This is a genomic window from Erythrobacter sp. S267, assembly GCF_057365045.1.
The window spans coordinates 2,352,926-2,378,053 of sequence record NZ_CP200298.1; the positions used below are offsets into that span (position 1 = coordinate 2,352,926).

Annotated in this window: 17 protein-coding genes; 9 read left to right on the forward strand and 8 right to left on the reverse strand. The window is 60.3% G+C overall.

Annotated features, from left to right (window positions below):
- Positions 1–50 precede the first annotated feature (50 nt).
- From AC0V6X_RS11005 to AC0V6X_RS11015, 3 genes are all read right to left on the reverse strand, one after another.
- Positions 51–3,572 (reverse strand): TonB-dependent receptor, encoded by a 3,522-nt coding sequence (locus tag AC0V6X_RS11005; RefSeq protein WP_486184586.1) that lies wholly within the window; start codon positions 3,570–3,572, stop codon positions 51–53.
- A 323-nt stretch (positions 3,573–3,895) separates the two neighbouring features.
- On the reverse strand, positions 3,896–4,828 hold the full coding sequence (locus tag AC0V6X_RS11010; protein WP_486184587.1) for an isopenicillin N synthase family dioxygenase: 933 nt from the start codon (positions 4,826–4,828) through the stop codon (positions 3,896–3,898).
- A gap of 23 nt (positions 4,829–4,851) precedes the next feature.
- The gene (locus AC0V6X_RS11015; RefSeq protein WP_486184588.1) at positions 4,852–6,324 is read right to left on the reverse strand and encodes a NupC/NupG family nucleoside CNT transporter; all 1,473 of its coding nucleotides are present in this window, start codon (positions 6,322–6,324) and stop codon (positions 4,852–4,854) included.
- A gap of 185 nt (positions 6,325–6,509) precedes the next feature.
- Between AC0V6X_RS11015 and AC0V6X_RS11020 the strand changes: the two genes are divergently transcribed.
- From AC0V6X_RS11020 to AC0V6X_RS11035, 4 genes are all read left to right on the forward strand, one after another.
- Positions 6,510–7,220, forward strand: coding sequence for a queuosine precursor transporter (locus tag AC0V6X_RS11020; protein WP_486184589.1), 711 nt, complete (start codon positions 6,510–6,512; stop codon positions 7,218–7,220).
- Between the two features lie 139 nt (positions 7,221–7,359).
- The gene (locus tag AC0V6X_RS11025; RefSeq protein WP_486184590.1) at positions 7,360–8,592 is read left to right on the forward strand and encodes an efflux RND transporter periplasmic adaptor subunit; all 1,233 of its coding nucleotides are present in this window, start codon (positions 7,360–7,362) and stop codon (positions 8,590–8,592) included.
- A gap of 8 nt (positions 8,593–8,600) precedes the next feature.
- On the forward strand, positions 8,601–9,365 hold the full coding sequence (locus AC0V6X_RS11030) for an ABC transporter ATP-binding protein (RefSeq protein ID WP_486184591.1): 765 nt from the start codon (positions 8,601–8,603) through the stop codon (positions 9,363–9,365).
- On the forward strand, positions 9,362–10,627 hold the full coding sequence (locus AC0V6X_RS11035) for an ABC transporter permease (protein ID WP_486184592.1): 1,266 nt from the start codon (positions 9,362–9,364) through the stop codon (positions 10,625–10,627). The genes AC0V6X_RS11030 and AC0V6X_RS11035 overlap by 4 nt, the downstream gene beginning before the upstream one ends.
- Positions 10,628–10,632: 5 nt before the next feature.
- Here the strand turns inward: AC0V6X_RS11035 and AC0V6X_RS11040 are convergent, their stop codons facing one another.
- From AC0V6X_RS11040 to AC0V6X_RS11055, 4 genes are all read right to left on the reverse strand, one after another.
- The gene (locus tag AC0V6X_RS11040; protein ID WP_486184593.1) at positions 10,633–10,737 is read right to left on the reverse strand and encodes an enoyl-CoA hydratase; all 105 of its coding nucleotides are present in this window, start codon (positions 10,735–10,737) and stop codon (positions 10,633–10,635) included.
- Positions 10,738–10,769: 32 nt separating this feature from the next.
- Positions 10,770–10,883: an enoyl-CoA hydratase gene (locus AC0V6X_RS11045; RefSeq protein WP_486184594.1), complete on the reverse strand. Its 114-nt coding sequence runs from the start codon at positions 10,881–10,883 to the stop codon at positions 10,770–10,772.
- Between the two features lie 198 nt (positions 10,884–11,081).
- The gene (locus AC0V6X_RS11050; RefSeq protein ID WP_486184595.1) at positions 11,082–12,320 is read right to left on the reverse strand and encodes an MFS transporter; all 1,239 of its coding nucleotides are present in this window, start codon (positions 12,318–12,320) and stop codon (positions 11,082–11,084) included.
- A complete protein-coding gene (locus AC0V6X_RS11055; protein ID WP_486184596.1) occupies positions 12,317–13,375 on the reverse strand; it encodes a LacI family DNA-binding transcriptional regulator in 1,059 nt (352 codons plus the stop codon). The genes AC0V6X_RS11050 and AC0V6X_RS11055 overlap by 4 nt, the downstream gene beginning before the upstream one ends.
- Before the next feature lie 159 nt (positions 13,376–13,534).
- Between AC0V6X_RS11055 and AC0V6X_RS11060 the strand changes: the two genes are divergently transcribed.
- From AC0V6X_RS11060 to AC0V6X_RS11075, 4 genes are all read left to right on the forward strand, one after another.
- On the forward strand, positions 13,535–16,300 hold the full coding sequence (locus AC0V6X_RS11060; protein ID WP_486184597.1) for a TonB-dependent receptor: 2,766 nt from the start codon (positions 13,535–13,537) through the stop codon (positions 16,298–16,300).
- Positions 16,301–16,381: 81 nt separating this feature from the next.
- Positions 16,382–17,275: a glycoside hydrolase family 16 protein gene (locus AC0V6X_RS11065; protein WP_486184598.1), complete on the forward strand. Its 894-nt coding sequence runs from the start codon at positions 16,382–16,384 to the stop codon at positions 17,273–17,275.
- Positions 17,275–19,662 carry a glycoside hydrolase family 3 protein gene (locus AC0V6X_RS11070; protein WP_486184599.1) on the forward strand — a complete coding sequence of 796 codons (2,388 nt, stop codon included), beginning with the start codon at positions 17,275–17,277 and terminating at the stop codon, positions 19,660–19,662. Before AC0V6X_RS11065 ends, AC0V6X_RS11070 begins: the two co-directional genes overlap by 1 nt.
- A gap of 39 nt (positions 19,663–19,701) precedes the next feature.
- Positions 19,702–21,285 (forward strand): sodium/sugar symporter, encoded by a 1,584-nt coding sequence (locus AC0V6X_RS11075; protein WP_486184600.1) that lies wholly within the window; start codon positions 19,702–19,704, stop codon positions 21,283–21,285.
- A 74-nt stretch (positions 21,286–21,359) separates the two neighbouring features.
- Here AC0V6X_RS11075 and AC0V6X_RS11080 read toward each other — a convergent pair whose 3' ends face one another.
- Positions 21,360–21,959, reverse strand: coding sequence for a TetR/AcrR family transcriptional regulator (locus AC0V6X_RS11080; RefSeq protein ID WP_486184601.1), 600 nt, complete (start codon positions 21,957–21,959; stop codon positions 21,360–21,362).
- A 105-nt stretch (positions 21,960–22,064) separates the two neighbouring features.
- On the opposite strand from AC0V6X_RS11080, the gene AC0V6X_RS11085 reads away from it, so the two are divergent.
- Entirely contained in the window at positions 22,065–25,100 is a 3,036-nt protein-coding gene (locus AC0V6X_RS11085) for a DUF2339 domain-containing protein (RefSeq protein ID WP_486184602.1), read from the forward strand.
- The last annotated feature ends 28 nt before the right edge of the window (positions 25,101–25,128 follow it).

A 25,128-nucleotide genomic window follows, 5' to 3' on the forward strand; every position in this document is an offset into this window, starting at 1 on the left:
CCCTAAGGCCCCGCCGCATCTTGTGTCCGGTTATCCGGCAAGCGTGACGATTAGAACTCGTAACGCGCACCGATCTGGATCCGCCATGCAGAGGCCGAGATACCGATGTCGTTGTCGTCATCAGGGCTGAAGCCGTCGAGCGCGTAGCGGCCCTGCGGGTCAACGTTGACGATCAGACGGTCATCGGGATCAGCGCTGTCCGGATCGTCGATGTTGATGCCACCGTCCACCAGATCGAGGAATTCGGTCCGGGTGCGGCGAATGTTGGCACCGCTATCGATGAAGTTGAGGAAGTTCTCAAAGTCGACAAACAGCTCAATACGATCGTCTGCAAGGCCGGTAAGGCTGCCAATGAAAGGCAGTTCCTGGCTAAAGCGCAGATCAAGGTCGTAGTGCCAGTCGTTCCGGCAAGTGTTCCGTGCCACTGACTCGCCAAGCTCAAACTCACACGCGTCACCGACTTCGCTGGTTGCGAGGTAGTCGAGAAGTGACGTCACCGCTGCATCCTGAGACGCTTGCAGCGCCGCGACCTGAGTGGCCGAGAAGCCGAGACCGCTGAAATCGGTCAGGTTCGGATCATTCACACCCGTCGGGATGTAGAGCAGCGCGTTGTCGTTGCCCGATGCACTGTCAGCAAACACACCGCCACCGTCGAAGGTCAGGCTGTAGGGCGTGCCTTCTTGCGCGCGGAACAGGATCGCAAGACCCGTGTCGAAACCTTCGAAGAACTCTTCGCGGATGAACATCGTTGCGGTGAAGTTGTGCCGCGTTTCGAAGTTCGAAGTAGAATTCGCCGGGTTCTGACGGTCAAAGGCCGCGCTGACGTCGAACGATGACGTCGCCGTCGACGAACCAACGTTACGGAAGTTGGTCGAGTCGGTGAACGCATAGCCGAAGTTCAGTGTGGTCGAGCCACCTTCGGTCAGCAGACCACCATCGAACGTCTTGTTCAGGATCGCCGAGAACACGTGGCTCTCATAGCTGCGACCATTGGTCAGCTGGATGTTGTCATCCCGGCCCGTGCCAAAGCAAGCGGCGGTTAGACCAGTGTAAACAGGAGGCGTACCACCCGTACCCTGCAGCTCAGCGTCACAACCCGCGCGGGTCGCATCGACAGCAGCATAGATCGGACGACCGTCAATCGTGAAGCCGTTAAGACCCGTACGAACATCCGGAGCCTGCGACAGATCGACGAAGTTCAGAGTGTTGTTGAACCGCGAGTAGATGTAGTCGAGGTTCATGTTCCAGTTGCTGAAGAAGCCGGTTTCCGGACCAAACGTGGTCTGGAAGCCCAGGTTCGCACGAGTCACGGTCGGAACGTCGAAGTTTGGATCGGTCGACTGGACGTCCGCAAGGCCGTTGGCAGCGTCGCTTGCACCCGCTGCGATAGCGCATTGCGGGAAGCCGGTGAATACACCGTTGTTCAGAACGTTGAAGGAACCGTCTGCGTTGGTGACTCCAGCACACTCAGCATCGAACGTGCTGCCATTGGCACTCGCAAAGCCGTCATTCGAGAAGGCATTGGAGTAGTACACAACCGGGTCACCGCCCGAGAAGATACCAATGCCGCCGGTCACACGGCTGTCGCGAATAAAGCCTTCGTTGAAGAATTCATACGTGGCCGAGATACGCGGCAGGAAGATCGGGTCAAGACCACCAAAAGAATTGGCATTGGTAAAGCCGTAGCGAGCCAGGAAGTTCGGGTTCGCACGCGGTGCGTCGCCGTCATAGATCTGTGCACGGATACCAGCGGTAATCGACAGCTGATCGGTCGCCTGCCACTCATCCTGAGCGTAGAAAGAGTAGATCGTCCGGCCAAAACGCGCAGCGGCATTGTTGATGTCGCCGTCAAGGCTAGTTGCGATGGTCGCACCACCGAGAGGCCCGCCGCCGACGAGATCATCGACATCGCCGAACACGCTCGAGAAACCGCCCGGCGCAACGTTACCCGCTTCGAAGTTGTCGAGACCGTCGAAGAAGATCGTACCGGTTGCGTTGATGGCGAACAGGTTGAAGATCTCGAGGTCGTTCACTTCGACACCGAACTTCAGGAAGTGGCCTGAGCCTGCATCCACGTTCATTTGGAAACGCGCCTGATCGATCTTCGTGTCGAGCTGGTTTGCCGAACGGAAGATGCCCGGACCGGTCGACAGGAGGCCGTTCTCGGTCGAGGTGCCATCCGGAGCCACGCCAACGGCGAGACGAACGGTCGGGTTGGCCGACTGCGCTTCGCCAAAGCCCAGCGGGCCCTGAACGTCACCAACTTCTGCACGGCTGACGCGCAGCTCAGTCGAAATCGTGTCGCTCCAGTCGGAGTAGAGACGAACCGAGTAGTAGTCGGAGAGCGTGCCTTCATCTTCGAAGCTGTTGAAGCCGGTGAGGTTCTGGCCACCGAAATCGCTTTCGATGTTGGTTTCTTCGAGACGCTGATAGGTGGCCTCAAGACGGTGATCATCGTTGATGATGGCGTCGATACGACCAAAGTAGCGGGTTGAAGCCTCTGCCAGCTGGGTCGGGTAGCCGCCAATGTCCTGACCGTACACGTCGCGCGCGATCTGCGCGAAACGGTCGAACTGAGCCTGGCTCACAAAGTCAGCTTCGTTGGTGAAGCCGCCGCCAGCCGGGCCGAAGTTGTTGCCGTCGCCAAGGTCGGTTTCTTCGTAACCGAACGAGAAGAACAGACGATCAGGAATGATCGGACCGTTTAGGGTCACACCCCAGCGCTTTTCCGAGCCGGCATTCAGCGGACGACCGTCGATCTCGTCAGCGAACAGGCCTTCGTCGAAATAGGTGTAGAAAGCCGAGCCGTGGAACTTGTTGGTACCCGACTTGGTCACAACGTTGACGAGACAGCCGGTGAATTCCGAATACTCAACGTCGAACGGAGCGAACTCAACCGAGGTCTGCTCCACTACGTCAAACGGAAGCGGCAGCGCATTACGCGCTGCAAACGGCGTGCCGTTCAGGCCGAAGACGTCAGCCTGTACGATGCCGTCAACGGTGAAGGTGTTCGAACGGTCGTTACCGCCGAGGCAGGAAACACGATCGACTTCGTTGGCGCGGTCAAGGCTGACACGCGGGTCGATACGGATGATGTCGCGAATGTCACGGGTGATCGACGGGAAAGCTTCGAGCGTTTCGGTGTCAAATGCGGTACCCGGACCAACAGCAACCTGAGTAACCTGTGCGCGGGCGCCGGTGACGACGATGGTGTTGCCGGTTGCGCCTTCGGAAAGAGTGAAGGTGAAGCCGGTGTTACCCGAAATATTGGTGAACACGTCTTCAACCGTCTGACCTTCGAAACCCGAAGCGGTGACAGTGATGGTGTATGGGCCACCGGGAGGCAGCGACTGGACGCGGAAGTTGCCGTCATTGCCAGCAGTGGCAGTGCGGGTCTGCGACGTACGCTCGTCAACGATGGTGACCGTTGCGCCGGCAATCGGACCGCCATTGGCGTCGGTTACGGTGCCTTCGACACCCGAGGTAATCTGCTGCGCTGCGGCTGGAGTGGCGATGGTCGCCGCCGCAGTCAGGCTGACTACGCTTGCTGCAAGAAGATATTTGATTTTCATGGATCAAAGCCCCTGATCGCTAGTGGAGAGAGAGTAGGATGTATTCGTACTCGCGCGGCGCTAGCTTCGCCGCACTGCACAAAAGAGACAGATTTGTGACAGTTGTGTGACTCCGCCTCAGGCTCCGACCTCAGAGCGCTTTGTCCACAGCTCCAAAGGCCCGCAAACCCCCGGTTTTCCAAGGGGCAGAGCGCTTGTGTTGCATCCAAGCCACGAAATTCGGGTTTTTTAGCGCCTCGACCGTTTGACGCGCATATTGCTCGCCTTGCCGACGAGGCCCTCTGAGTCGCTCTCAACAGCGCTTCGAGTCGCGCTTTTGGCGATCAGGCGAGATTGATCTCGCGCAGGCGTTGTTGGAGGAAATCATGCGCCGTAATCGCCGGCTGCGGCGCGGCATCATCCGCCGCCGCGCATGCCTCTAACGGGGTAATCAGGAAGTCCGGACGGAAGTGCAGGAAGAACGGCATCGAATAGCGTGAGCGCAAAGCCGCCTCGCCGCTTGGGTTCACAACGCGGTGAGTTGTTGAGCGCAAGGTGCCCGCCGTCAGCCGCTCCAGCATATCGCCGACATTGATGACCAGCGATCCTTCTTCGGCATAGACGGGGTGCCACTCGCCAGACTTAGTGAGCAGTTGAAGCCCGGCTTCCTCTGCACCCAGCAAGAGCGTGATTGTGTTGATGTCGCCATGTGCCGCTGCGCGAATCGCACCTTCGGGCGCATCAGGCCCAAGCGGCGGATAATGCAGCAGGCGCATCACTGAATTGCCGTCTTCGACCGTGGGCGCAAAGAAATTGCGCTCCAGCCCGAGATGCAGCGCGATGGCTTCAAGCACGCGCAGACCGGTCGCTTCGAAGGCGGCGTAAAGCTCGGAGAAAGTCTCCTTGAATCCCTCGACTTCGGCGGGCCAGACATTCGGGCCCATATATTCAGCAAGGTCATGGTCGGCCGGCAGGCCACGCCCTACATGCCAGAATTCCTTAAGGTCGAAGACATCGGCGTCCTTGGCCTTCTCAGTCCCGAACGGCGTATAGCCGCGCGCGCCGCCGCCACCTTCGATCTTGTAAGCGCGCTTCACATCCTCTGGCAGGGCAAAGAAGGCCTTCGAGGTCGCTTCGGCGCGCTCGATAAGCTCTTGCGGAATGCCGTGGTCGCGCACGACCGCGAAGCCGAATTCGCCAAAGCTGCGGCCAAGCTCATCGGCAATGTCTTCAAGCGGCTGAGCGAGCGATACGGAAGCAATGTTGATCTGTGTCATGGCTTCTATTTAAGCGGACCACGCTATAGCGGCAAGAAAATGCTCGCGAGCGCTGCGCTCATCAGGTTTGCCAGACTGCCGGCGGCGAGAGCCTTCAAACCTAGCTTCGCGATCACGGGACGCTGATTGGGAGCAAGGCCGCCCGTCACCGCCATCTGGATCGCGATCGAGGAGAAGTTGGCAAAGCCGCACAGCGCAAAGGTCACAATCGCGCGGCTGCGCTCGGTCAGTTGGCCATCCGTCATCGCGCCAAGGTCAATGAAGGCAACGAACTCGTTGAGCACGATCTTTGTGCCGAACAGCCCGCCAGCGATCTTCGCCTGCTCCCAATCGGCAATCCCGATCAGGAACATGACAGGCGCAAAGATATAGCCGACCAATTTCTGAAAGCTGATCGTGCTGAGCCACTCCGCCGTCTCCGGCCCGAACGGCACGCCGATCCCCGCCGCTGCTGCGACGAGCCAGCCGCCCGCCCCTGCCAGCATCCCGTTGGCAAGCGCCACCAGAGCCACAAACACCATAACCATCGCACCGACCGCAACGGCGAGCTTGACGCCGGTCTGTGTGCCTTGAGCGGCGGCTTCGATAATGTTTGCAGGGCGATGACCCTCTTCAAAGGTCTCCGCCATCAGCACTTCATCAGGCTTGCCACTCTCGGTGATGGCTGCCGGACCGCCCGCGCTGATGCGCGCTTGGGGGAGTTCAACCTCCTCGCCATTATTGCCCACCATGGTCACGCGAGTCTGCTCATCAGGAGCGACGCTTTTTGCGGTTACGCCGGCAGCGGCCACCGCGACATTGGTTTCTTCAGCCGGAGGTTCAATCCGGTCGGGCATGATGATTTTCGCCATCAGTATCCCGCCGGGCGCAGACATAAAGGCCGCGGCGAGCAGGAAGGGCACAGCTTCGCTGCCGATGAAGCTGGCATAGGCAGCAAGGATCGTACCCGCGACCCCTGCCATACCGACCGCCATTAGGGTAAAGAGCTTCTCTGGCGGAAGGGCTGCAAGATAAGGCCGCACGACCAGCGGACTTTCGGACTGGCCGACGAAGATGTTCGCCGCGCTACCCAAAGCCTCAACCTTGCTGATCCCCGTGATCCAGCCAATCGCTCCGCCGACCCAGCGCACCAGCCGCTGCATGATGCCGAGGTGGTAGAGGATCGAAACAATCGCAGCGAAGAACACGATCACCGGCAAAGCGGCGATGACAAATGCGCTGGCAAAGGGGTTAGCGTCCATCGGGCCGAATACGCTCTCAATCCCGATAATCGAGAAATCGAGCAGCGCGATCACACCGTTGGACAGCCCTTCGATGATCGCCACGCCAATATCGGTCCGCAGCACCAGCAGCGCCATGAAAGCCTGCAAGCCGAAAGCCGCGCCCACGACACGCAGATTGATGCGGTTCTTCCCATTGGAGAGCGCAAAGGCGATTCCCAGAATCGCGATGATCCCGATAAGGCTGAAGAGGATCGAAGTAACACTTTCAGACACGGCCAGCTTGTCCCGGTAGCTATCGTAAGATGTGCGTAAGGGGCGGTCGCATGCGAACCTATGCCCCGTCTGTGCCAAGGCGTGGCAGCTTGCGCGCCCGCGTGCAAGAGCGGCGTTGGGCTTGGCAGTTGACAGCTTCGACCCCGCCGCTTCCTTTTTGGCAAGCGCTCGCTTAGGCCTCCTTTATGACTGAGACCCAAGACACTCCGCCCGAGCCCAAAGCGATCAACATGCCGCTTGGCCTGTTTGTCTTCACGCTACTGTATGGCGGGATGACGATCCTTGCTGGGGTCATCGCGTTTAAGCAGGTGCAGCTATGGCCCAGCTCGCTTGCGGTGGAGAGCGGTATCTTTGCCTTCCTCTTGCTGGTGGTGATCTCCAGCACGCTCGCGCAGCTTTACGGCAAGGACGTGGCGCAAAGGATCGTTTGGTGGGGCTTCCTGCCCTTGGGTCTGTCGGCGGCGATCATCTTCCTCGTTCTGAGCTTACCGCCTTCACCTGAGATGGTGGACTTCCGCGCTGAAGATTTGGCCGCTTTTGAGCGCGTGCTGGGGCAGACACCGCGTATTATGTTGGCTGGCCCTGCTGCCTACATCGTCTCCCTCCTCCTCAACATATGGATCTTCGACAAGCTGCGCGGCGACAAAGAGAACTCCACCATGGGGCTGATGATCCGCGGCGCGATTGCCTCTGCGCTGAGTCAGGCGGTCGATTCGGTGATCTTTGTGACGCTCGCCTTCTACGGCCAGTTCGACATCACCGACCTGTTGATCGGGCAAGTGGTTGCCAAGGTCACGCTAAGCCTGGTGCTGGTGCCGTTCCTCATCACGTTCGGCGTGAAAGCAGCGCAGTGGCTCGATGCGCGAGAGGCCGCCAAGGGTGAGGCAACGGGCTAACTCAGTCGACCAAACCGCTATTCGCCTCGCTAAGCGTCACTTTTGGCGCTGGCGTCTCGCACCCCTGCGTTCTATCCCTTTTTCAAAGCCGTGCGCATGGGCAGCGGCGAGAGACGGCAAGTTACAGGGGTCAAGCACAGTGAAGCGCCTACTCGGTTGGATCAGACGCCACCCTATCATTACGGCCATCGGCCTAATTGTCTTTCTGCTCATCATCGGCTCGCTTCTCATGCCGAGCGAGCGCGACTACGAATATGTCAGCGAGGAGGTGAGCGAAGGCGAAGTGACCCGCGTGGTTTCCGCCAGCGGAACCCTGCGGGCGCTCAATACAATCAATGTTGGCGCAGAGGTTTCAGGCCAAATCACCGCCGTCTACGTTGACTTCAACTCACCCGTTCAAGCGGGACAATTGCTGGCTGAGATCGACGCCACCCGCCCCCGCGCCCGTGTGACTCAAGCCCGCGCGCAGGTCGATTTGGCCCGCGCCAGCCTTGCTCAGGCCGAAGCCTCCATCGTCCGCTCACGCACCGATGTCGAAGTCCAGCAGCGCGAGTATGATCGACGTGAGGAGCTGGCGGAGAAAGGCTTTGTCTCGACCGCTGGACTCGACCAGGCGGAGAACCTGCTGGTCGCCGCCAAAGCCTCGCTTAGCAGCGCGCAGGCTCAGGCCCAAAGCGCGCGTGCTCAGATCGCGCAAAGTCAGGCAGAACTGCGATCCGCTGAGCTAGACCTCTCCCGCACCCGCATCATCGCGCCCACCAGCGGCGTGGTGATCGACAAGCTGGTTGAGCCGGGAACAACCGTGGCCGCCAACTTCCAGACCCCCAACCTCTTCACCATCGCCGCCGACACCAGCCGGATGCAGGTGGAGGCGGCGGTGGATGAGGCGGACATTGGACAGATCCGGCAAGGGCAAACCGTGCGCTTCACGGTCGATTCCTACCCTGACGATACGTTCGAGGCCTCCGTCCAGCAGATCCGGCAATCCGCCACGCAAAGCGGCACAGCGGTGAGCTATCTGGTGATCCTTGACGTCGACAATTCCGACGGGCGCTTGCTCACCGGCATGACCGCTAATGTCGATATCATCACCGGGCTGATGGAGGACGTTCTGCGCATTCCGGTCGCCGCGACCCGCTTCATCCCGCGCGACGGCGATGGCGAGCGTGAGGCAGAAGAAGACGGCAATGCGGGGGAAGATGACAGCAAACAGGTCTATGTCTGGGTGCCGGGCGACGATCCCTACATGCCGCGCCGGGTTCCGGTTGAAACCGGCCTTCAGGGTGAGGATTACGTCGAGATCACCGGCGGCCTCGACGAAGGGCAAAGCGTCTACATTCGCTCGCGCAGCCTCAATGAGAGCGGCGGCTAGAGGCGTATATGGCCACCCCCGCCACTCGCGATCCCGGTGCAGGACAGGCCCTTGTCCAGACACGCGAGCTGGTCAAAACCTATGAGCTGGGCGGCGAAGTCATCCATGCGGTCAATGGCGTCTCGCTGACCATCAATCGCGGCGAATATGTTGCGATTATGGGCACCAGTGGCTCTGGCAAATCGACCTTCATGAACATGATCGGGTGCTTGGACAGTCCAACCAGCGGGCAGGTTCTGATCGACGGCACGCCGACCGAACATATGTCGAGTGATGAGCTCGCTTTGCTGCGCAATCGCAATATCGGTTTCGTATTTCAGCAGTTCAATCTGCTCGCCCGGACCTCCTCGATCGACAATGTCGCGGTGCCGCTGATCTACGCCGGAGTCGACACCGCCACGCGGCGAGAGCGGGCGACCGCGAAGCTGATCGACATGGGGTTAGGCGACCGGCTGCTCAACACGCCGGCCAAGCTATCCGGTGGTCAACAGCAACGCGTCGCCATTGCCCGCGCGCTGGTGACAGAGCCGCTGATGCTGCTCGCCGATGAGCCAACCGGTGCGCTCGACACTCGTACAAGCGAGGAGATCATGGCCATCTTTGAGCAGCTCAATGCGAGCGGGATCACTGTGATTGTCGTGACGCATGAGGACGACATCGCCGACCACGCCAAACGCCGCATCCTCTTTCGCGACGGCAAGGTGATCGAAGATCGTCCGGTTGAGAACCGCACCATCGCCGCAGAGGCTGAGCGGCAAGAGGTGCCATCATGAGCGCGGACGCCTCCCCTTCGCGTGTCGGCCGCTTCTTCGCCAGTTGGGGCGTCAACATTGCCATCGCGCTGACAGCTCTGCGCACCAATCTGATGCGATCAATCCTGACGATGCTGGGCGTGATGATCGGAGTGTTTGCCGTGACTCTGGCCGTTGCGGTCGGGAATGGCGCGCAGGAATCGGTGATGAATTCGATCAATTCCTTTGGCTCCAACATGGCGATTGTCATTCCGGAGCCCGACAATGAAGGGGGACGGCGAAGCTTTGACCGTGGTCGCCTGACCCAGCGCGACCTGCGCGCGATTGAGCGCGAAGTTCCCGGTATCCGCGCCACCGCGCCTCAATTGCGCAACGGGCTGGATCTGGTGGCGTCCGGCACCACCGCTTCAACCACCGGCGTCGGCACAACGCCGGGTTTCGGCATTATCACCAACCACCCGGTCGATCGCGGACGCTATATCTCAGACGCCGACGTCCGCTCGGCCGCACGCGTCATGGTGCTGGGCCGCACGACCTCAGAGACTTTGTTTGGAGAGTTCGACCCGGTCGGAGAGAATGTGCGCGTCAATGGCGTGCCGTTCCAAGTGATCGGCCTGCTGGAGGAAAAGGGATCGACCTTTGGCGATGACAATGACGACACTTTGATCATCCCCATCTCCACCATGCGCCAGCGCTTTGTTGGCGACACGTTGCCGGGGCCGGACGACCTACAGCTGGCCTTTGTCGGGTTTGAGGAAGGCGCCTCGCTCTCACAGGGCAAAGAGGATATCCTCAACGTGATGGAGGATCGCTACCGCGTGGCTGAAGGCGATATCAATCCGTTCCGGGTGCGCACGACGCAGGAATTTATGGAGGAGAGCCAAGCCATCACCGGTATCTTGCAAGCGGTGCTGGTGGCGATTGCTTCGATTTCGCTGCTGGTCGGCGGGATCGGCATCATGAACATCATGCTGGTCAGTGTGACCGAGCGCACCCGTGAAATTGGCCTCAGGATGGCTCTGGGTGCGCGCAAGAGCGATATTCGCAATCAGTTCCTGGTCGAGGCAGCGGTCCTGTGTGTTCTTGGCGGAGGGGTGGGCCTTGTCTTTGCTTGGGTGAGCGGCGCGGCGTTGACCGCCTATGCCGATTTCCCGGTGCCGATTGGCGTTGGCGTTGCGCTGGGTGCCCTCGCATTCTCGGCCTTCTTGGGGCTGCTGTTCGGCAGCTACCCAGCGGTCAGAGCTTCGCGACTGTCACCGATTGAGGCTTTGCGAACCGAGTAACTGCTTCACACCATCAGGTTCGGGCTCGCCGGGATAATCGTCGCGGCATAGAGCACGCTCGAGATGGCGACGGAGAGAACGGCGGCGAAGAGGTTTTGAGCGGTCAACATGGTTCAAGTTCCTTTGGATTTGAGCTTGTGATTTAAGCGAAGAGGCCGGGGCTGGCGGGAATGATCGCGCTGGCGAACAGGACGGCTGAGATCGACGCGGCAAAGACGGCGGCGAACAGGCTCTGAGAAGTTTGAGTAGCGAACATTTGAAAGTCTCCTTGGTTGAATTTCGTCTGCCTTCGGGGTGTTCCCGTTGGATGAATTCAACTTTGCAGGAGCTGTGCCAAACTCGCGGAATGGCGGATTTCCGGGCTTTCCCGGCTAGCGGTACTGCACCATCCGCGAGGCAATTCCACACACTTGGCGTAAAATCCCAACCCTTGGGATTGCGATTTCGCGAGGCTCTATCGCACGCGGCGAATGGTGAGCATCAACCCGCCTGCAAGCAGTGCTGCCAGAGCCATCACAGCAAAGATAACACCCAGCGCATGGGCGACCTCGTCCACGCCGAACGCCATCAGCGCAATGCCCGGAGCGATGATCGCAGGCAGAGTGTTCGACAGGTTCATCACGCCTAGCAGCGCCCCTCGCCGCGCATTGCCGCTCACCAGCTGCGCCACCAAAGCCGTATCGATCGACAGAAACGCTGCAAGCCCGATCTGAAACAGACCATAGCCGATCACGAAAAGGACCGGATGCGGGGCGAGCGCGAGCAGTCCCATTCCGCTTGCAAAGATGCAGGCAGCGATGAACAGCGGCCCTCGTCGTGAGGCCCGCAAATCGGAAAGGGTCCCGCTCAACAAAGTTGCGAAGATCGCGAATATGGCGGTGGGGGCCGTTAAAATCGCGAGCACCTCGCTCGGGCCGATATCGGACCAGACCTCGTCACCCCCTCGGGTCGCCGCGATATAGATATAGATGTAGCTGATGACGAAGGCCGCACCGGTCTGGATCAACAGCCGGGCGGTCCATGCACGCAGGAAGTCGGTCATGATCGAGGTCTGGCTTCCCTCTGCCTGCGAGCCAACCTCGACGTCCTCATCAAAGACACGTTCGAACTTCCAAGTCAGCAAGAGCGGCGTGATGCAAACAACCGCCATCGCGCCCACCCAGATAAAGGCGCGGACATCATCTTGCGGGAAGGCCCAAGCGATGGGAACGATCAACAAAGTCGATGCGGGCAAGGCCGCGTTGGCGAGCCCCCCGATCCGGCCCTTTTGTGCATTTGGGATGTGGTCGGCCATGACCGCGCTAAGCGGAGCAAAGCAGCAATTGAGCGCGATCTGGAAGAAGACGAGCGCAGCAAAGAGAGCGGCGACGGAGTGCGCCATGGCAAAGCCTATATAGCTGAGTCCGATCAATGCCGTTCCGACAGCGATCAACCCACGCCTGTTGCCAAAGCGGCTGAACCAGCGGTCACTAAGCGCCCCGCCGGCAATGTTGGAGAGCCCTGCCACCACACCTCCCGTCAGGAGCAGCGCGGAAAGAACAGTGGCTGCGTCTGGGCCCGCCAAAACCTCAACCCGGCGCGGCAGCAGCAGGACAAGCAGCGGCATGAAGGCGAGGTGCACGCCCAGGAAGGCCAGGCCATAAGTCCAAATGATTGTCGGGGAGAGCGCCCCGTCCGCTTCGCCGTTCGTCACGTTAGGGTGGCAGGAACCGGACCCGTGCTCTCACGTCGGATGAATTCGAAGGGCAGCTCAAACCGACCGCTCGACGCCTCGCCAGAACTTGCGGCAATCAGGCCTCGGCATGCCTGCGCGATCATCGCTGCTGTGGGCTGGCGGATTGCGGTCATTGGTGGGACGGAAAGCCGGACGCCGGGCGTGTCTTCAAAACTGATGATCGACAGATCTGAAGGCACTTTCAGCTTCAGACGGTCCGCTGTGTGGAGCACGGCAAAGGCCATTTGGTCGTTGTCGGCGACAATGGCAGTCGGACGTTCCTCACCCGTCAACCATTGGCGCGCGACATCTCCGGCAGCATCGAACCGGAAGTCTGCCTTGCCGATCCGATGTTCTTCAAGAGGGAGGCCCTGCGCTTGCAAAGCATCGCGATAGCCAACAAGGCGCTTTTGCGAGTTCCCGTATTCAGGCGAGCCGGCCAGATAGGCAATGCGGCGATGACCCAGATCGATCAGGTGCCGGGTCGCCGCGTGCCCCGCACCCACTTCATCCATGCAAACATCAACAAACGCGCCCTGTGTCCGGCGGCCGATGCGCGCACACTCAATCTCTTTTTCGACGAGAAGCTGTGCCAGCGCTTCGTTGTCGCTGTGCGGAGGAGTGAGGATAACGCCATCGGGGCGCAGCTCTGAAATCACCTTGAGCAATTGCTCTTCCGCCAGCGCGGTTTCCGTATCGATCAGTTCGAACACCATGTGATAGCCGTGCTTCTCACACTCGGTCATGCCGCCAAACAGCATCTGGTCAACCCAGTCATTGCCGCGCCCTGCACGCCAGTTTTCATAGGTGCGCTGGCGGTCATTGATGGCAAGGATCAGGTAAGAGCGCGCACTGCGCATCCGGCGGGCAGAGATATTAGGCACATAGCCAAGCCGATCAATCGCCTCTTCCACCTTCTCGCGTACTGCAGGCTTAACATTAGGCCCTTTGTTGAGCACGCGCGAAACGGTCTGGCGCGACACGCCAACATCGCGCGCAACGTCCCTGATTGTCACATTCTGCTTGGTCGCCATGCTAGCGGCCCTTCTCCCATCCGTGTCCATATGGACACATTATTTGTGCAAACTCAAGCACATTGTGACCGGTCACAAATTTCTCTTGTGACCGGTCACAATTGTCGATACCTACACAGGTCTAGCGCTCCATAGAGGGCGATTCAGGGGAGAGTACACATGCGTCGTTTCGCCGCCGCCCTTGCCTTTGGGGCTTCTTCAATTGCCTTGTCTGTGCCTGCTATGGCGCAGGATGCGTCAGTTTCTTCAGATGAAGAAGCAGGTGACGATCAGGACAATGCGATCATCGTCACCGCTGACCGTCGTGAACAGGATTTGCAGGATTACGCCGGGACCGCCGCCGTATTCCAGGGCGATGACCTGCGCGCTCGCGGCATTCAGGACATCACCGATTTCAACGATGAGCTGCCCGGCCTGACGGTCGCCAACAATGGCGGCAACGTCGAAATCTGGATCCGCGGCGTCGGCTCCTCCAACAACACGGAGCTGGGCGATCCAGCCGCCGCCTTCCACTATGACGGCGTCTATGTGCCGCGTCCTGCGGGGATTGGTTCAGCCTTTTTCGATATTGAACGCGTCGAGGTGAATGTCGGACCGCAGGGCACTCTGCGTGGCCGCAACGCACTGGCAGGCTCGGTCAATGTCATCGCCTGGAAACCCGGCCTTGGCGTGTGGGACGCCAATGTTGAAGTCGGCTACGGCAATTATGGTGCCTTCGAAGCGCGCGGCATGGTCAACGTGCCGGTTGGCGACAATGCAGCCATCCGCGTCGCTGGCATGTTCAACAAGAACGACAGCTATTACAACAATGTTGGCCCCGTCCAAGGCGTCGATGTGGCGGAGGCGCGCAATAATAAAGCGGTGCGCGGCCAGTTCCTTTGGGAGCCTACAGATCGCCTCTCGATCCTGATTGCGGGTGACTACATCCACGAAGAGGGCACCGGCTACACCGGCACCAACTACGCAGGGCCGCTCGGCAATGGCATCCTGCCTGAGGAGATCGAGAATCCGCGCGACGTGATCGCCAATGCCTTCACCCCGGATGAGGATATCAAGCATTGGGGCCTGCGTGCCACGATCACCTACGAAGCCGATCCCTTCACGATCGAGTTCACGTCCAGCTATCGCGATTTGCTGCGTGATTACGACGCAAACGTTCCGCTGACGCCGTTCTACCCCGGAGTAATTGAAGACCTTTCGCAGCGCGACAATATCTTCACCGCTGATCCCGATGACGTGATCACCGATCCGATCATTCTGGAAGAGAACCTCGACAATTTCTCGCGCTTTCAGTTCATCACGGACTCCGAAAGTTATTACAACGAGCTGCGGATCTTCAACTCAGACGGCCCGTTCATCTGGTCGCTGGGCGGCATGTATTTCCGCGAGAACCAATACGCCTTCCTCGCCTCCACTGGTGACCGTGGCCTGTTCTTCCAAGGGGTTGAGTTCAACAACCCGGATGTGAACTCGGAAAGCTGGTCGCTCTATGGTGACTTCACCTATGAGGTGAACGAGAATTTCCGCGTCACTGCGGGCATTCGCTACACCGATGACGAGAAGAGCCGCCAAGGTGTGGCCGCTCGCTATGGCCTTGCGCTGGGTGGCGGCAGCTTTGAGTGCTGTGGCGGCGTTCGCTACGGTACGGAAGGCTTCGAGTTTGCCGGCAAAGACCGGACGATCTTCGATCCCGACACAAATGGCGATGGCACAATCAGCCAAGAAGAAATTTTTGCCTTCCAGCTCGACGGTGTGCGCCAGTTCGGTGCGCGCGACAATCTGGGGGACATTCTGGAGGCGGGTCCACAAGGCTTTTATGTTGGAGCAAATGGTGAGTTTGTGACTTCGCCTTGCATCGACACGATCTCGTTCGACAGCTTCTTCTGCGAAGGCTTTACCAACGACGACAATTGGTTTGGCAGCGGCAACCCGGCCAACCCGGGCCTGTTCACCTTTCAGGTGCCGTTCGAAGGACAGATCTTCATCCAGGATGGAGAAATCAACGACGACTTCATCGATTGGCGTCTGCGTCTGGAATACGATCTTACGCCGGACAATCTGCTCTACGCCCTGGTCGCCAGCGGCCACAAATCGGGCACCTTCAACGACAATCTGGGCACCAACGGCTTCCTGCCAACCACCGATACAGAGAACGTAATCCTCTACGAAGTGGGCTCGAAGAACGAATTTGACATCGGCGCAATCCGTGGTCGCTTGAACGGTTCGCTGTTCTACAATGACTACAAGGACCAGGCCTTCAGCGCTCTCTTGTCGGTGGAAACGATTGCTGACTTCGAGCTTGAGCAGGGCGAAATTGTCGAAGTGGGTGACGACGTCAGCCTTGCGCTGATCGTTGGCTACACCTTCAACGCCGCGGATTCCGAAATCTACGGCGCCAATATCGAAGGCGGCCTGCAATTCCCGGGCGGCTTCAATTGGGACTTCAACCTGTTGTGGCTCGAAGCCAAGATCAACAATGCAGAGCCGATCCCTGATGGTCGCTTCCAGCCGGACGTTGAGGCCGTTGGCTTCCGCGACATCTCGGGCAAGCGCCTACCGCGTACGCCGCGCTGGCAGTTCAACACTGCGATCAGCCAAGCGATCGACGTGCCGACCGGCGTGTTCGATTGGGTTGTCTCAGCCGGTTATCGTTCGGACACGTTCCAGACGATCTTCAACTCCGAAGATTTCGACCAGCCGGACGATCCGCGCCTTCGTCTGAACGATGTGGTCGAGGGTTACTGGACCTTCGACCTGGGTGCCGGATACACCCACGGCGAAGACGGCAAGCTGCGTTTCGAAGCTTACGTCAATAACCTCACCAACCAAGAGCGCGAGGCTGCGATCATCATCACGCAGTTCGACAATACGCGCTTCTTCACTCGTCCGCGGACATACGGGGCGCGCATTCGCCTCCAGTTCTAAATGCGGACCAAATGGGGCGGCAGGCAGATGTGCTTGCCGCCCTTTTTGTCTCACTTGAGCTCCCAATTGGACGAATGAGAGATGATTAGGATCACTCTGGCGGCGCTGTTCGCCACAAGCCCCCAAGCCGCACCAGAGGCGGCTTCTCAGCAACCAACTCCGCAAGCGCAGGCGCAGGATGCTCCAGCAGTTGAGCCTCATCGCGCTCCTGATGGATATGAGCTGGTCTTTGCTGATGAGTTCAACACCGGCACGCAGCCTGATCCCGCCAAATGGTACTATGACACCCATCGCAACGCCGAAGGGTGGTACAATAACGAGCTCCAATATTACGCCGCCAACCGCAGCGAGAATGCGCGGGTGGAGAACGGCCACCTGATTATCGAAGCGCGCCGGGAGGATGTCTCGTCCGAGGGCTTCCCCGATTTCGGCGGGCAGGATTACACCTCCGCCCGCCTCACCACGCAGGAACGCGCCGCCTGGACCTATGGCTTCTTCGAAGTGCGCGCCAAGCTGCCATGCGGGCGCGGCACATGGCCCGCCATCTGGATGCTGCCTGAGGATCAGAGCGTCACTTGGCCCAATGGCGGTGAGATCGATATTATGGAGCATGTCGGATACGAGCCGGGCGTGATCCACCACTCGGTTCACACCAAGGCGTTCAACTTCAGCCGTGGCACGCAAAAGACGACGGCCCACGAAGTGCCCACCGCCTGTGATCAGTTCCACCGCTATCAACTGCTGTGGCGCGAGGATCTGCTGGTCTTTGCAGTAGACGACGCGCCCCGCTTTGCCTTCCGCAAGGAGCGTGACGGCAATTCGCGCTGGCCCTTCGACCACGACATGCATCTACTGCTCAACATCGCCGTTGGCGGCGATTGGGGCGGGCGCGAGGGTGTCGCCGAGGATGCCTTTCCGCAGACCATGATTATCGACCATGTGCGCGTCTATCAGCGCCAAGAGGAGAGTGAGTAATGAAGCGCCTGACTGCGACCCTGCTTTGTGCGAGCATGCTCGCCGGCTGCACGGCGGCGTCGAACACCGCGCCGCAAAGCGTTTCCTCGACGCCCGTTGAGAGCGTTTCCCTAACCGGAGAAGCGCAGCTTGAAGCCTTGCTCGCGCAGATGAGCCTTGAGCGCAAAGTTGCGCAGTTGATCATGCCCGATATTGGCTCGATCACGCCGGAGGATGTCGCGCGGTATCGCTTCGGAACCGTTCTGAATGGCGGCAATTCGGGTCCGAACAACAATGACCTCGCGCCTGCCGAGGAGTGGTTGGAACTGTCCGATGCCTATTGGGATGCCTCGCTGGAGCCGCTGCCTGATGGCGAAATTCCGATCCCCGTCCTGTGGGGGACGGACGCGGTGCACGGCCACTCGAACATCATCGGCGCGACAATCTTTCCGCACAATATCGGCCTTGGCGCGACACGCGATCCGAACCTGATCCGCCGCATCGGCCAAGCCACTGCGGTTGAGATCGAAGTCACCGGCATCGACTGGACTTTCGCGCCCACCGTGGCCGTCGCGCGCGATGACCGCTGGGGCCGCACTTACGAGAGCTATTCCGAAGACCCTGCCCTCGTCTCCCAAATGGGCGCAGCGATGGTTGAAGGGTTGCAAGGTGCTCCCGGCTCAGGCGATCACCTCGGCGAAGGCCGCGTCGCAGCGACCGCAAAGCACTTTTTCGGTGATGGCGGGACCGAGCAAGGCGTCGACCAGGGCGATGTGAACGGTGATCTGCAAGAGTTGATGGCGATCCACGCCGCGCCCTACCCCGCTGCCATCGAAGCGGGTGTCGCCTCGATCATGGCGAGCTTCAACTCGATCAACGGGCGCAAGATGCACGGCAACGGTCCGCTGTTGACCGGGGAGCTGCGCGGCAATCTGGGCTTTGACGGGCTGGTTGTCGGCGACTGGAACGGCCACGGCCAGATCCAGGGCTGCACCAATTCCGATTGTCCGCAGGCGCTGCTCGCCGGCCTCGACGTCTATATGGTGCCAGAGGAGTGGAAGCCGCTTTATGAGAACCTGATTGCGCAGGTTAAGGACGGCACAATTCCGATGGAGCGCCTCGACGAAGCGGTCATGCGCGTTTTGCGAATGAAGCAGCAGCTCGGCATGTTGGACGATAGCGCACAGCGTCCTTCTGAGCGCGTCAATGCAGGCCAATGGCAGATGCTGGCCTCGGACGAACATCGCGCCATTGCGCGCGAGGCCGTAGCGAAATCGCTGGTATTGCTTAAGAACGACGGGGTGCTTCCGCTGAAGCCCGGCGCGAATATCGTCGTCGCAGGCTCAGCGGCTGACAACATTCCGCAGCAAGCCGGTGGCTGGTCAATCACTTGGCAGGGTGGCGGTGACCTCACCGAAGAGCACTTCCCCAACGCAACCTCGATCTATGACGGGATCGCAGCGGCTGCGGATGCGTCTGGCTCCACGGCATCGCTTGCGGTCGATGGTGAAGTCATCACAGCGGGCGCCCCAGATGTCGCTATCGTCGTCTTCGGCGAAGAACCCTACGCAGAATTCGTCGGCGACCGCAAAGACATGGTCTTCCGCGATGAGGAAGGTCTCGAATTGTTGCGCCAATATCGCGCCGACGGGGTCAAGACCGTCGCTGTGTTCCTCTCAGGCCGCCCGCTCTGGATGAACCGCGAGATCAACGCGGCCGATGCCTTTGTCGCGGCTTGGCTACCCGGAAGCGAAGGCGCGGGCGTTGCCGACGTGCTGTTTGGCGAGCGAGAGGCGACCGGCAAGCTCTCCTTCAGCTGGCCCATGACCTGCGAAGGCAATCCGCTCAACAACCCGCAAGGCGCGCTCTTCCCGTTCGGCTTCGGCCTGACATACGGCGCGGCGAGCGAGATCGCGACTTTGAGCGAGGAATGCGATGCGTTGAATGTAGAGGCAGGCGCGGCGTGGTTCACCGCCGGGCGTCTGGGTCCGCTCATCCAAGCGGTGGCGGACAATGCTGTCCTTCCCGACCTGCGCGGCGCAGGCAACGGCATCACCGCCATCGGCCTTGATCGCAATGCGCAAGAGGACGCGCGCGCCATCACCTTTGCGCCGGGGTCGAGCCTGACTTTGAGCGGCCCCGACAGCGAGGCAGGCTGGCGCATCGCCTATGCCATTCAAGCCCGTCCACAGGGCCGTGTCACCGTCACCGCCGGCGGAGAAGCGCTTGATATTACGCAAGAGCTGTCTGTCGCAGAGGGTAAAGGCTGGCGTGAAATGGTGCTGACATCGGCGTGTCTGGGGGAAACGGGGTCAGCCCTGACCTTTACCTCTGATAACGTTGTCACTATCCAGATCAGCCAAATCCAGCGTGAAGAGGGCGCTGGCACAATCGCGTGCTCCTTCTAAGGTAGCACCACATAAAAACGGGATCGGGGGAGAAGCCGCGTGGCTTTGGAGACAATTGATATCATCATCATCGCGGGCTACGCACTCGCGCTGCTCGGCATTGCGCTGTTCGTCAGCCGTGAGCCAAAGGGCCACGAGAAGAACACCGAGGATTACTTCCTCGCCGGGCGCGCTTTGCCATGGTGGGCCATCGGCGCCTCGCTGATTGCCTCCAACATTTCCGCTGAGCAGATCATCGGCCAATCGGGACAAGGCTTTGCCGTCGGCGTCGCGATTGCGGCTTACGAGTGGCAAGCGGCCATCGTCCTGCTGATTGTCGCCAAATACTTCCTTCCGATCTTCCTCAAACGCCGCATCTACACGATGCCGCAGTTCTTGGAGCAGCGTTACGGCGGCGGGGTCAAAAACCTGATGAGCGTCTTCTGGGTCGCACTCTACACGGCTGTGAACCTGACGACGGTCCTGTGGCTCGGCGGGTTGGCCGTCCAATCGCTGACCGGTTGGGGGATCATGTATTGCATGATGGCGCTGGCCGGCTTTGCCGCGCTCTATTCGCTTTATGGCGGGCTTAAAGCCGTGGCGCTCACCGACATTATTCAGGTCGTGATCTTGGTACTGGGCGGCCTTGCCATCACATGGTTTGCATTGGACGCGCTGCCTGCTGACGGGGCGCTCGGCGGATTCTCCTATCTGATGCAAGAGATGCCCGGTCACTTCGAGATGATCCTTGAGCCTGAGCATCCCGCTTACAGCGACCTTCCAGGCATCTGGACGCTGCTGGGCGGACTGTGGGTGCTGCATTTCAGCTATTGGGGTTTCAACCAATACATCATCCAGCGCGCGCTGGGCGCCGAGAATCTGGGTGAGGCGCAGAAGGGTCTGGCCTTTGCCGCTTTCCTCAAGATCCTCGTGCCCTTCATCGTGGTGATCCCAGGCATTGCGGCGGTGATCCTTGCCCAGCAAGGCATGCTCGATGGCGGCGCACTCGCAGAGAAATCGGACCGCACCTATGGCGAGCTGATGAGCTTTGCGCCTGCTGGCCTGCGCGGGCTTGTCTTCGCAGCTTTGATCGCGGCGGTCGTTTCGAGCCTTGCTTCGATGATGAACTCGATCTCGACCATCTTCACGATGGACCTCTACCGCGCGGCCAAGCCGAACGAGGCGGAGCAGCACTATGTGACGGTCGGACGCGTCGCGGCGTTCGCGGCGATGGGCATCGCGCTGGTCCTCGCCCGCCCCTTCATCGGCGGGTTCGAGAGCGGCTTTCAGACGGTGCAGGAATATACCGGCTTCATCGCGCCGGGGATCGTGGTCGTCTTCCTGCTCGGCTTCTTTGACCGCAAAGCAAACACCGCAGGCGCCTTTGTCGCGCTGCTGGGTTCGCTTGCGGTCAATATCGCGCTCAAGTTCGGCATGCCCGATGTGCCCTTCATCATCCGCATCTGGTTCGTCTTTGTCGGCGCCCTGATTGCGGCGATCGTCGTCTCCCGCATGACCGGAGAGCCGGAAGAAGAGCGCACTGTGAAGCTGTCAGACATCGCCTTTGCGACCAGCACTCTGTTCAACACGATGGCCGCTCTGACAGTTGCGATCTTTGTTGGGCTGTATGTCTGGCTTTGGTGATCTGAGCCTGACGAACGCGAGCACACGAGAGGGGGCGTCCTTGCGAAAGGGCGCCCCTTCTTCGTGAAGGCTGCCTAGCCGCGCAATTGATGCAGCTTGAGAGATTCTCGCACCCGCTCCAGCGCGCTGCCAACCGGATCGGTCTCACCCAGCAATGCAAAGCTGCCACTGACGGCATAGCTGCAATGGCCGTGCACGGAGGCGATCAGCGACCGAGCGTAGCGGGGAATGTCGAGATCGGTGTCGGCGGGGAGAGCACGCGCAACCTCTTGCTCGACAATCTGAGTCAGAATTCCGCGCCCTTCCATGTCCACCTCTGACAGGCCCTCGCCCTCAAGCACGCGGTGCTCATAGATCGCCGACCAGGTGAGTGGATTGTCGAGCGCAAAGGCGAAATAGCCTTCGACAAGGCAGGCGATGCGATCCTCTCCGCTGTGGTCAAGACGGCGCTGCAGTTCTTCCGCCCAAAACAGGAATGTCCGAGTGTTGATCGCGGCGAGCAAGCCGTCAAGCGAGCCGAAAACGTTGTAGATCGTGCCGACCGAATAGCCCGCACGCCGCGCCGCTTCGCGCCCTGAAAACTGCGCATAGCCGACCTCAGCCATCAGCTCATGGCCCTTGTGAACCAGCAATTCGCGCAATTCCGCGCGGGTGTGATCGGATCTCCTTCCCATGGGCATGCTCTCTCGCAAATAAATTGAACGCTGTCTATTTTTTATATTGAACAGTGTTCATTTAAGCGGTAAAGCGCCCGCCACCAAGATTGGGAAGGATCTGATGTGAGTTACCTGCTGACCCTTATCGTTGCCGGCGCGCTCATCTATCTGTGGGACAGGCACACTGCTCTGGAACGCCAGCTCAACCGGCTGGATGAGACGGTCGATGCTTTGCAGCTTCGGCTTGCAGGCGGTGGGACTGTGCAGGCACCTGTTCCAGAAGCTCCTGCCTCACAAGCTCCAGCCCCCCAATCCGCACCCGCTCAGCCGTCTGAAGCTGAAGCGCCAGTAGACGCGCCTGCGGTGGAAGAAGACGCGCGCGCCGAGCCCTTGGCGATCCCAGCAAGGCGCAAGGAAGCGCCTGAACCTGCAATCTCCGCGCCCGTATCGCCCCAGCCAGAGGGCGCGCCTGAACTTGAGGCCTCACCGGAGACCCCCGAAGACGTCCAAGCCAAGGAAGACATGGAATTTGAGGAGCCCACCCCCTCTGGTTTCTCCTTTGACTTTGAAGATTTCTTTGGCCGCTTGCTCCCAATCTGGGCGGGCGGCATTGCGCTTGCGGTCGCGGGCTTCTTCCTCGTGCGCTATTCGATCGAGCAGGGCCTGCTTGGCCCTCAAGTCCGTGTTGCGCTGGGCTTCCTGTTTGGCGTCGCTCTTTTGGGCGGCGCTGAGCTTGCCTATCGTCAGGAACACCGCATTTCCGACCCGCGCGTGCGCCAAGCTTTGGCCGGCGCTGGCCTCGCCACGCTCTATGCCAGCTTCTACTTCGCGGGCAGCCAATATGGCCTGATCGCAAGTGCCATCGCGTTTCTGGGCCTGGCCGGCGTAACGGGCGCCGCGATCCTGCTGTCGTTCCGATTTGGCTTGCCAAGCGCGATACTTGGCCTGGTCGGCGGATTTGCCGCGCCGATGCTGGTCGCGAGCGAGAACCCCAACCTGCCCCTTCTCGCGCTCTATCTGGCTCTGGTAACCGGCGGCCTGACCTATGCGGGCAACCGGCAAGGGCGCAGCTGGCTGGCGCTTGCGGCGCTGGCAGGAGGCCTTGGCTGGGGTGTGCTGATGCTGTTTTCGGGTGTCACAGGATACACCGATGTCCTCGCCTTTGGCGGCTACATCGTGGTGTTGGGCGCAATCCTGCCGACCTTTGTCCGGGTTGGCGAGACGGAAGGGCTGGCCGGATCCAAGCTGTTGCGGATCGGCGCAGGCACGCTCGCCGCGATCCAGATGGGGATCATGGTGGAAGGAGCCGGTTTCAGCCTGCTCGCATGGGGCCTCTACGCCCTGCTGGCTGCCGCACTGACCTTCTTTGCATGGAGCGAACCGCGCATGCGTGAAGCGAGCGGGTTTGCCGCTGTGCTTGGTCTTGTCTTGCTTGGGATGTGGCCGAGCCCATCCTTGCAAGACTTCAGCCTTATTAGCGCGATCTTGCTTGTAATCTTCACCGGCGTGCCGCTGGCCCAAATCTGGCGCGGGGCGCAGCGCGGCCTCGACGCGTACCAGATCGCAGGCTTCACGCTAGGCATGATCCCGATTGTCGGAATGAAGCTTCATTGGGTCATCAGCGACACGGCTATGGCGGGCGTGTGTTTGGGGCTCGCTATTCTGCCTGCTCTGGCAAGCTGGAAGCTGTGGCCGAACGCTGAGCAACCGGTGCGACTGCCAACGCTCTCCACCGTGACATCCGCCGCGATCAGCATCACGATTGCCGGTCTGATTGTCACGCCGTGGTGGGCCGCGCCTATGGTCATCAGCGCGGTCGCCCTCGGCCTAGTCGCGCTGGGGTGGCGACGTGATGAGAGGGGCCTTGCGGCGATTGGCTGGGTCGCCTCTGGCCTTTCGCTTCTGTCCATGGTCGCAGCCCGAGGATTTGAAGCGGAGCTTGGCCTGCTCTTTGGCCTAGAGGGCGAGACGGATATCCTTCGCGCCATCCTGCGCTGGACGGCTGTTGCCGCGCCTTTCATCGCCATGTCGTTCAAGCGGGTGGACTCGCTAGGAAGCATTATGGCGCAGGTCGTCGCTTCGCTGCTTGTGTACGGCATCGCGGCGCAGATTGTCCCCGGCACGATGCTCGCTTGGACGGCTGCGGGCCTTGCGATCCTCGCTGCATTCGCGTCGCTGAAGGCCCTGAGCGCGCGGATCACTTTGGGTCTGGTAACTTTTGGATGGGCGATGGAGCCGCTGGTCATCTGGGCGTTTAACGCGGGCGCAGCGGCAACGGCCGCACAGCCGATGTTGATCGCAGACGACATCACGCTGAGCCAAATTGGCCTGCGCATTCTCCCGGCGTTCGCAGTCGCCGCGTCGCTGTTCGTGCGACCCAATGACGCCATGCGGAACAATTTCCCGGCCATTGCCGCGCCCGCTGGCCTGCTGGCGGCGATCACAGCGCATATGGGCTTCAAGCACATCTTCGCGCTGGAGACGGCTGAGCAATTCGTGAGCCTCGGCTTGGCAGAGCGCACTGTGTGGCAGGGCCTCTTGCTGGGCGCTGGATTGTTGGTGACACACTTCGCGGCCTCAAAGAGCTGGTCCAAACCCGCCAGCATCGCTCTGTTTGCTTTGGCGCTCGCCCACTTCGCGCTGTTCACCCTGATCTGGCACAACCCGCTTTGGGCTGAGCAGGCTGTCGGAGGCCTACCGATCGCCAATTGGCTGCTCCCCGCATACGCCGCAGCGATTGGGACGACCATAATGCTCAAGCGGGCGCTCAGCTCGCTTAAGGAGGCTCCCGGCTGGCTGTTCGACACGGTGCTGATGGCGTTGATCTCACTATTGGCGCTGTCAGAGCTGAGGCACCTGTTTGCAGGTTCCATTCTAACGGGTGGCGCAGTGGGATCGACCGAGGACCTTCTGCGGTCCGTGCTCGGAATTGTGCTTGCTCTAGGGTTCCTCTTGTGGGGTGCCCGTACAGGGAGCCGCAGTTGGAGGATCGGATCACTAGTCCTCATGCTCGCCGCCGTGCTCAAGGTCTTCATCTTTGACGCGGGTGCGCTGGACGGCCTGCTGCGCGTTGCCTCCTTCATCGCGCTGGGCCTCAGCCTGATCGGCATTGGCTGGTTCTATACGCGCCAATTGGCCGGACTGAGAAACACGGCATAGGGTGTAGAGCAACACATTTCCTGATATT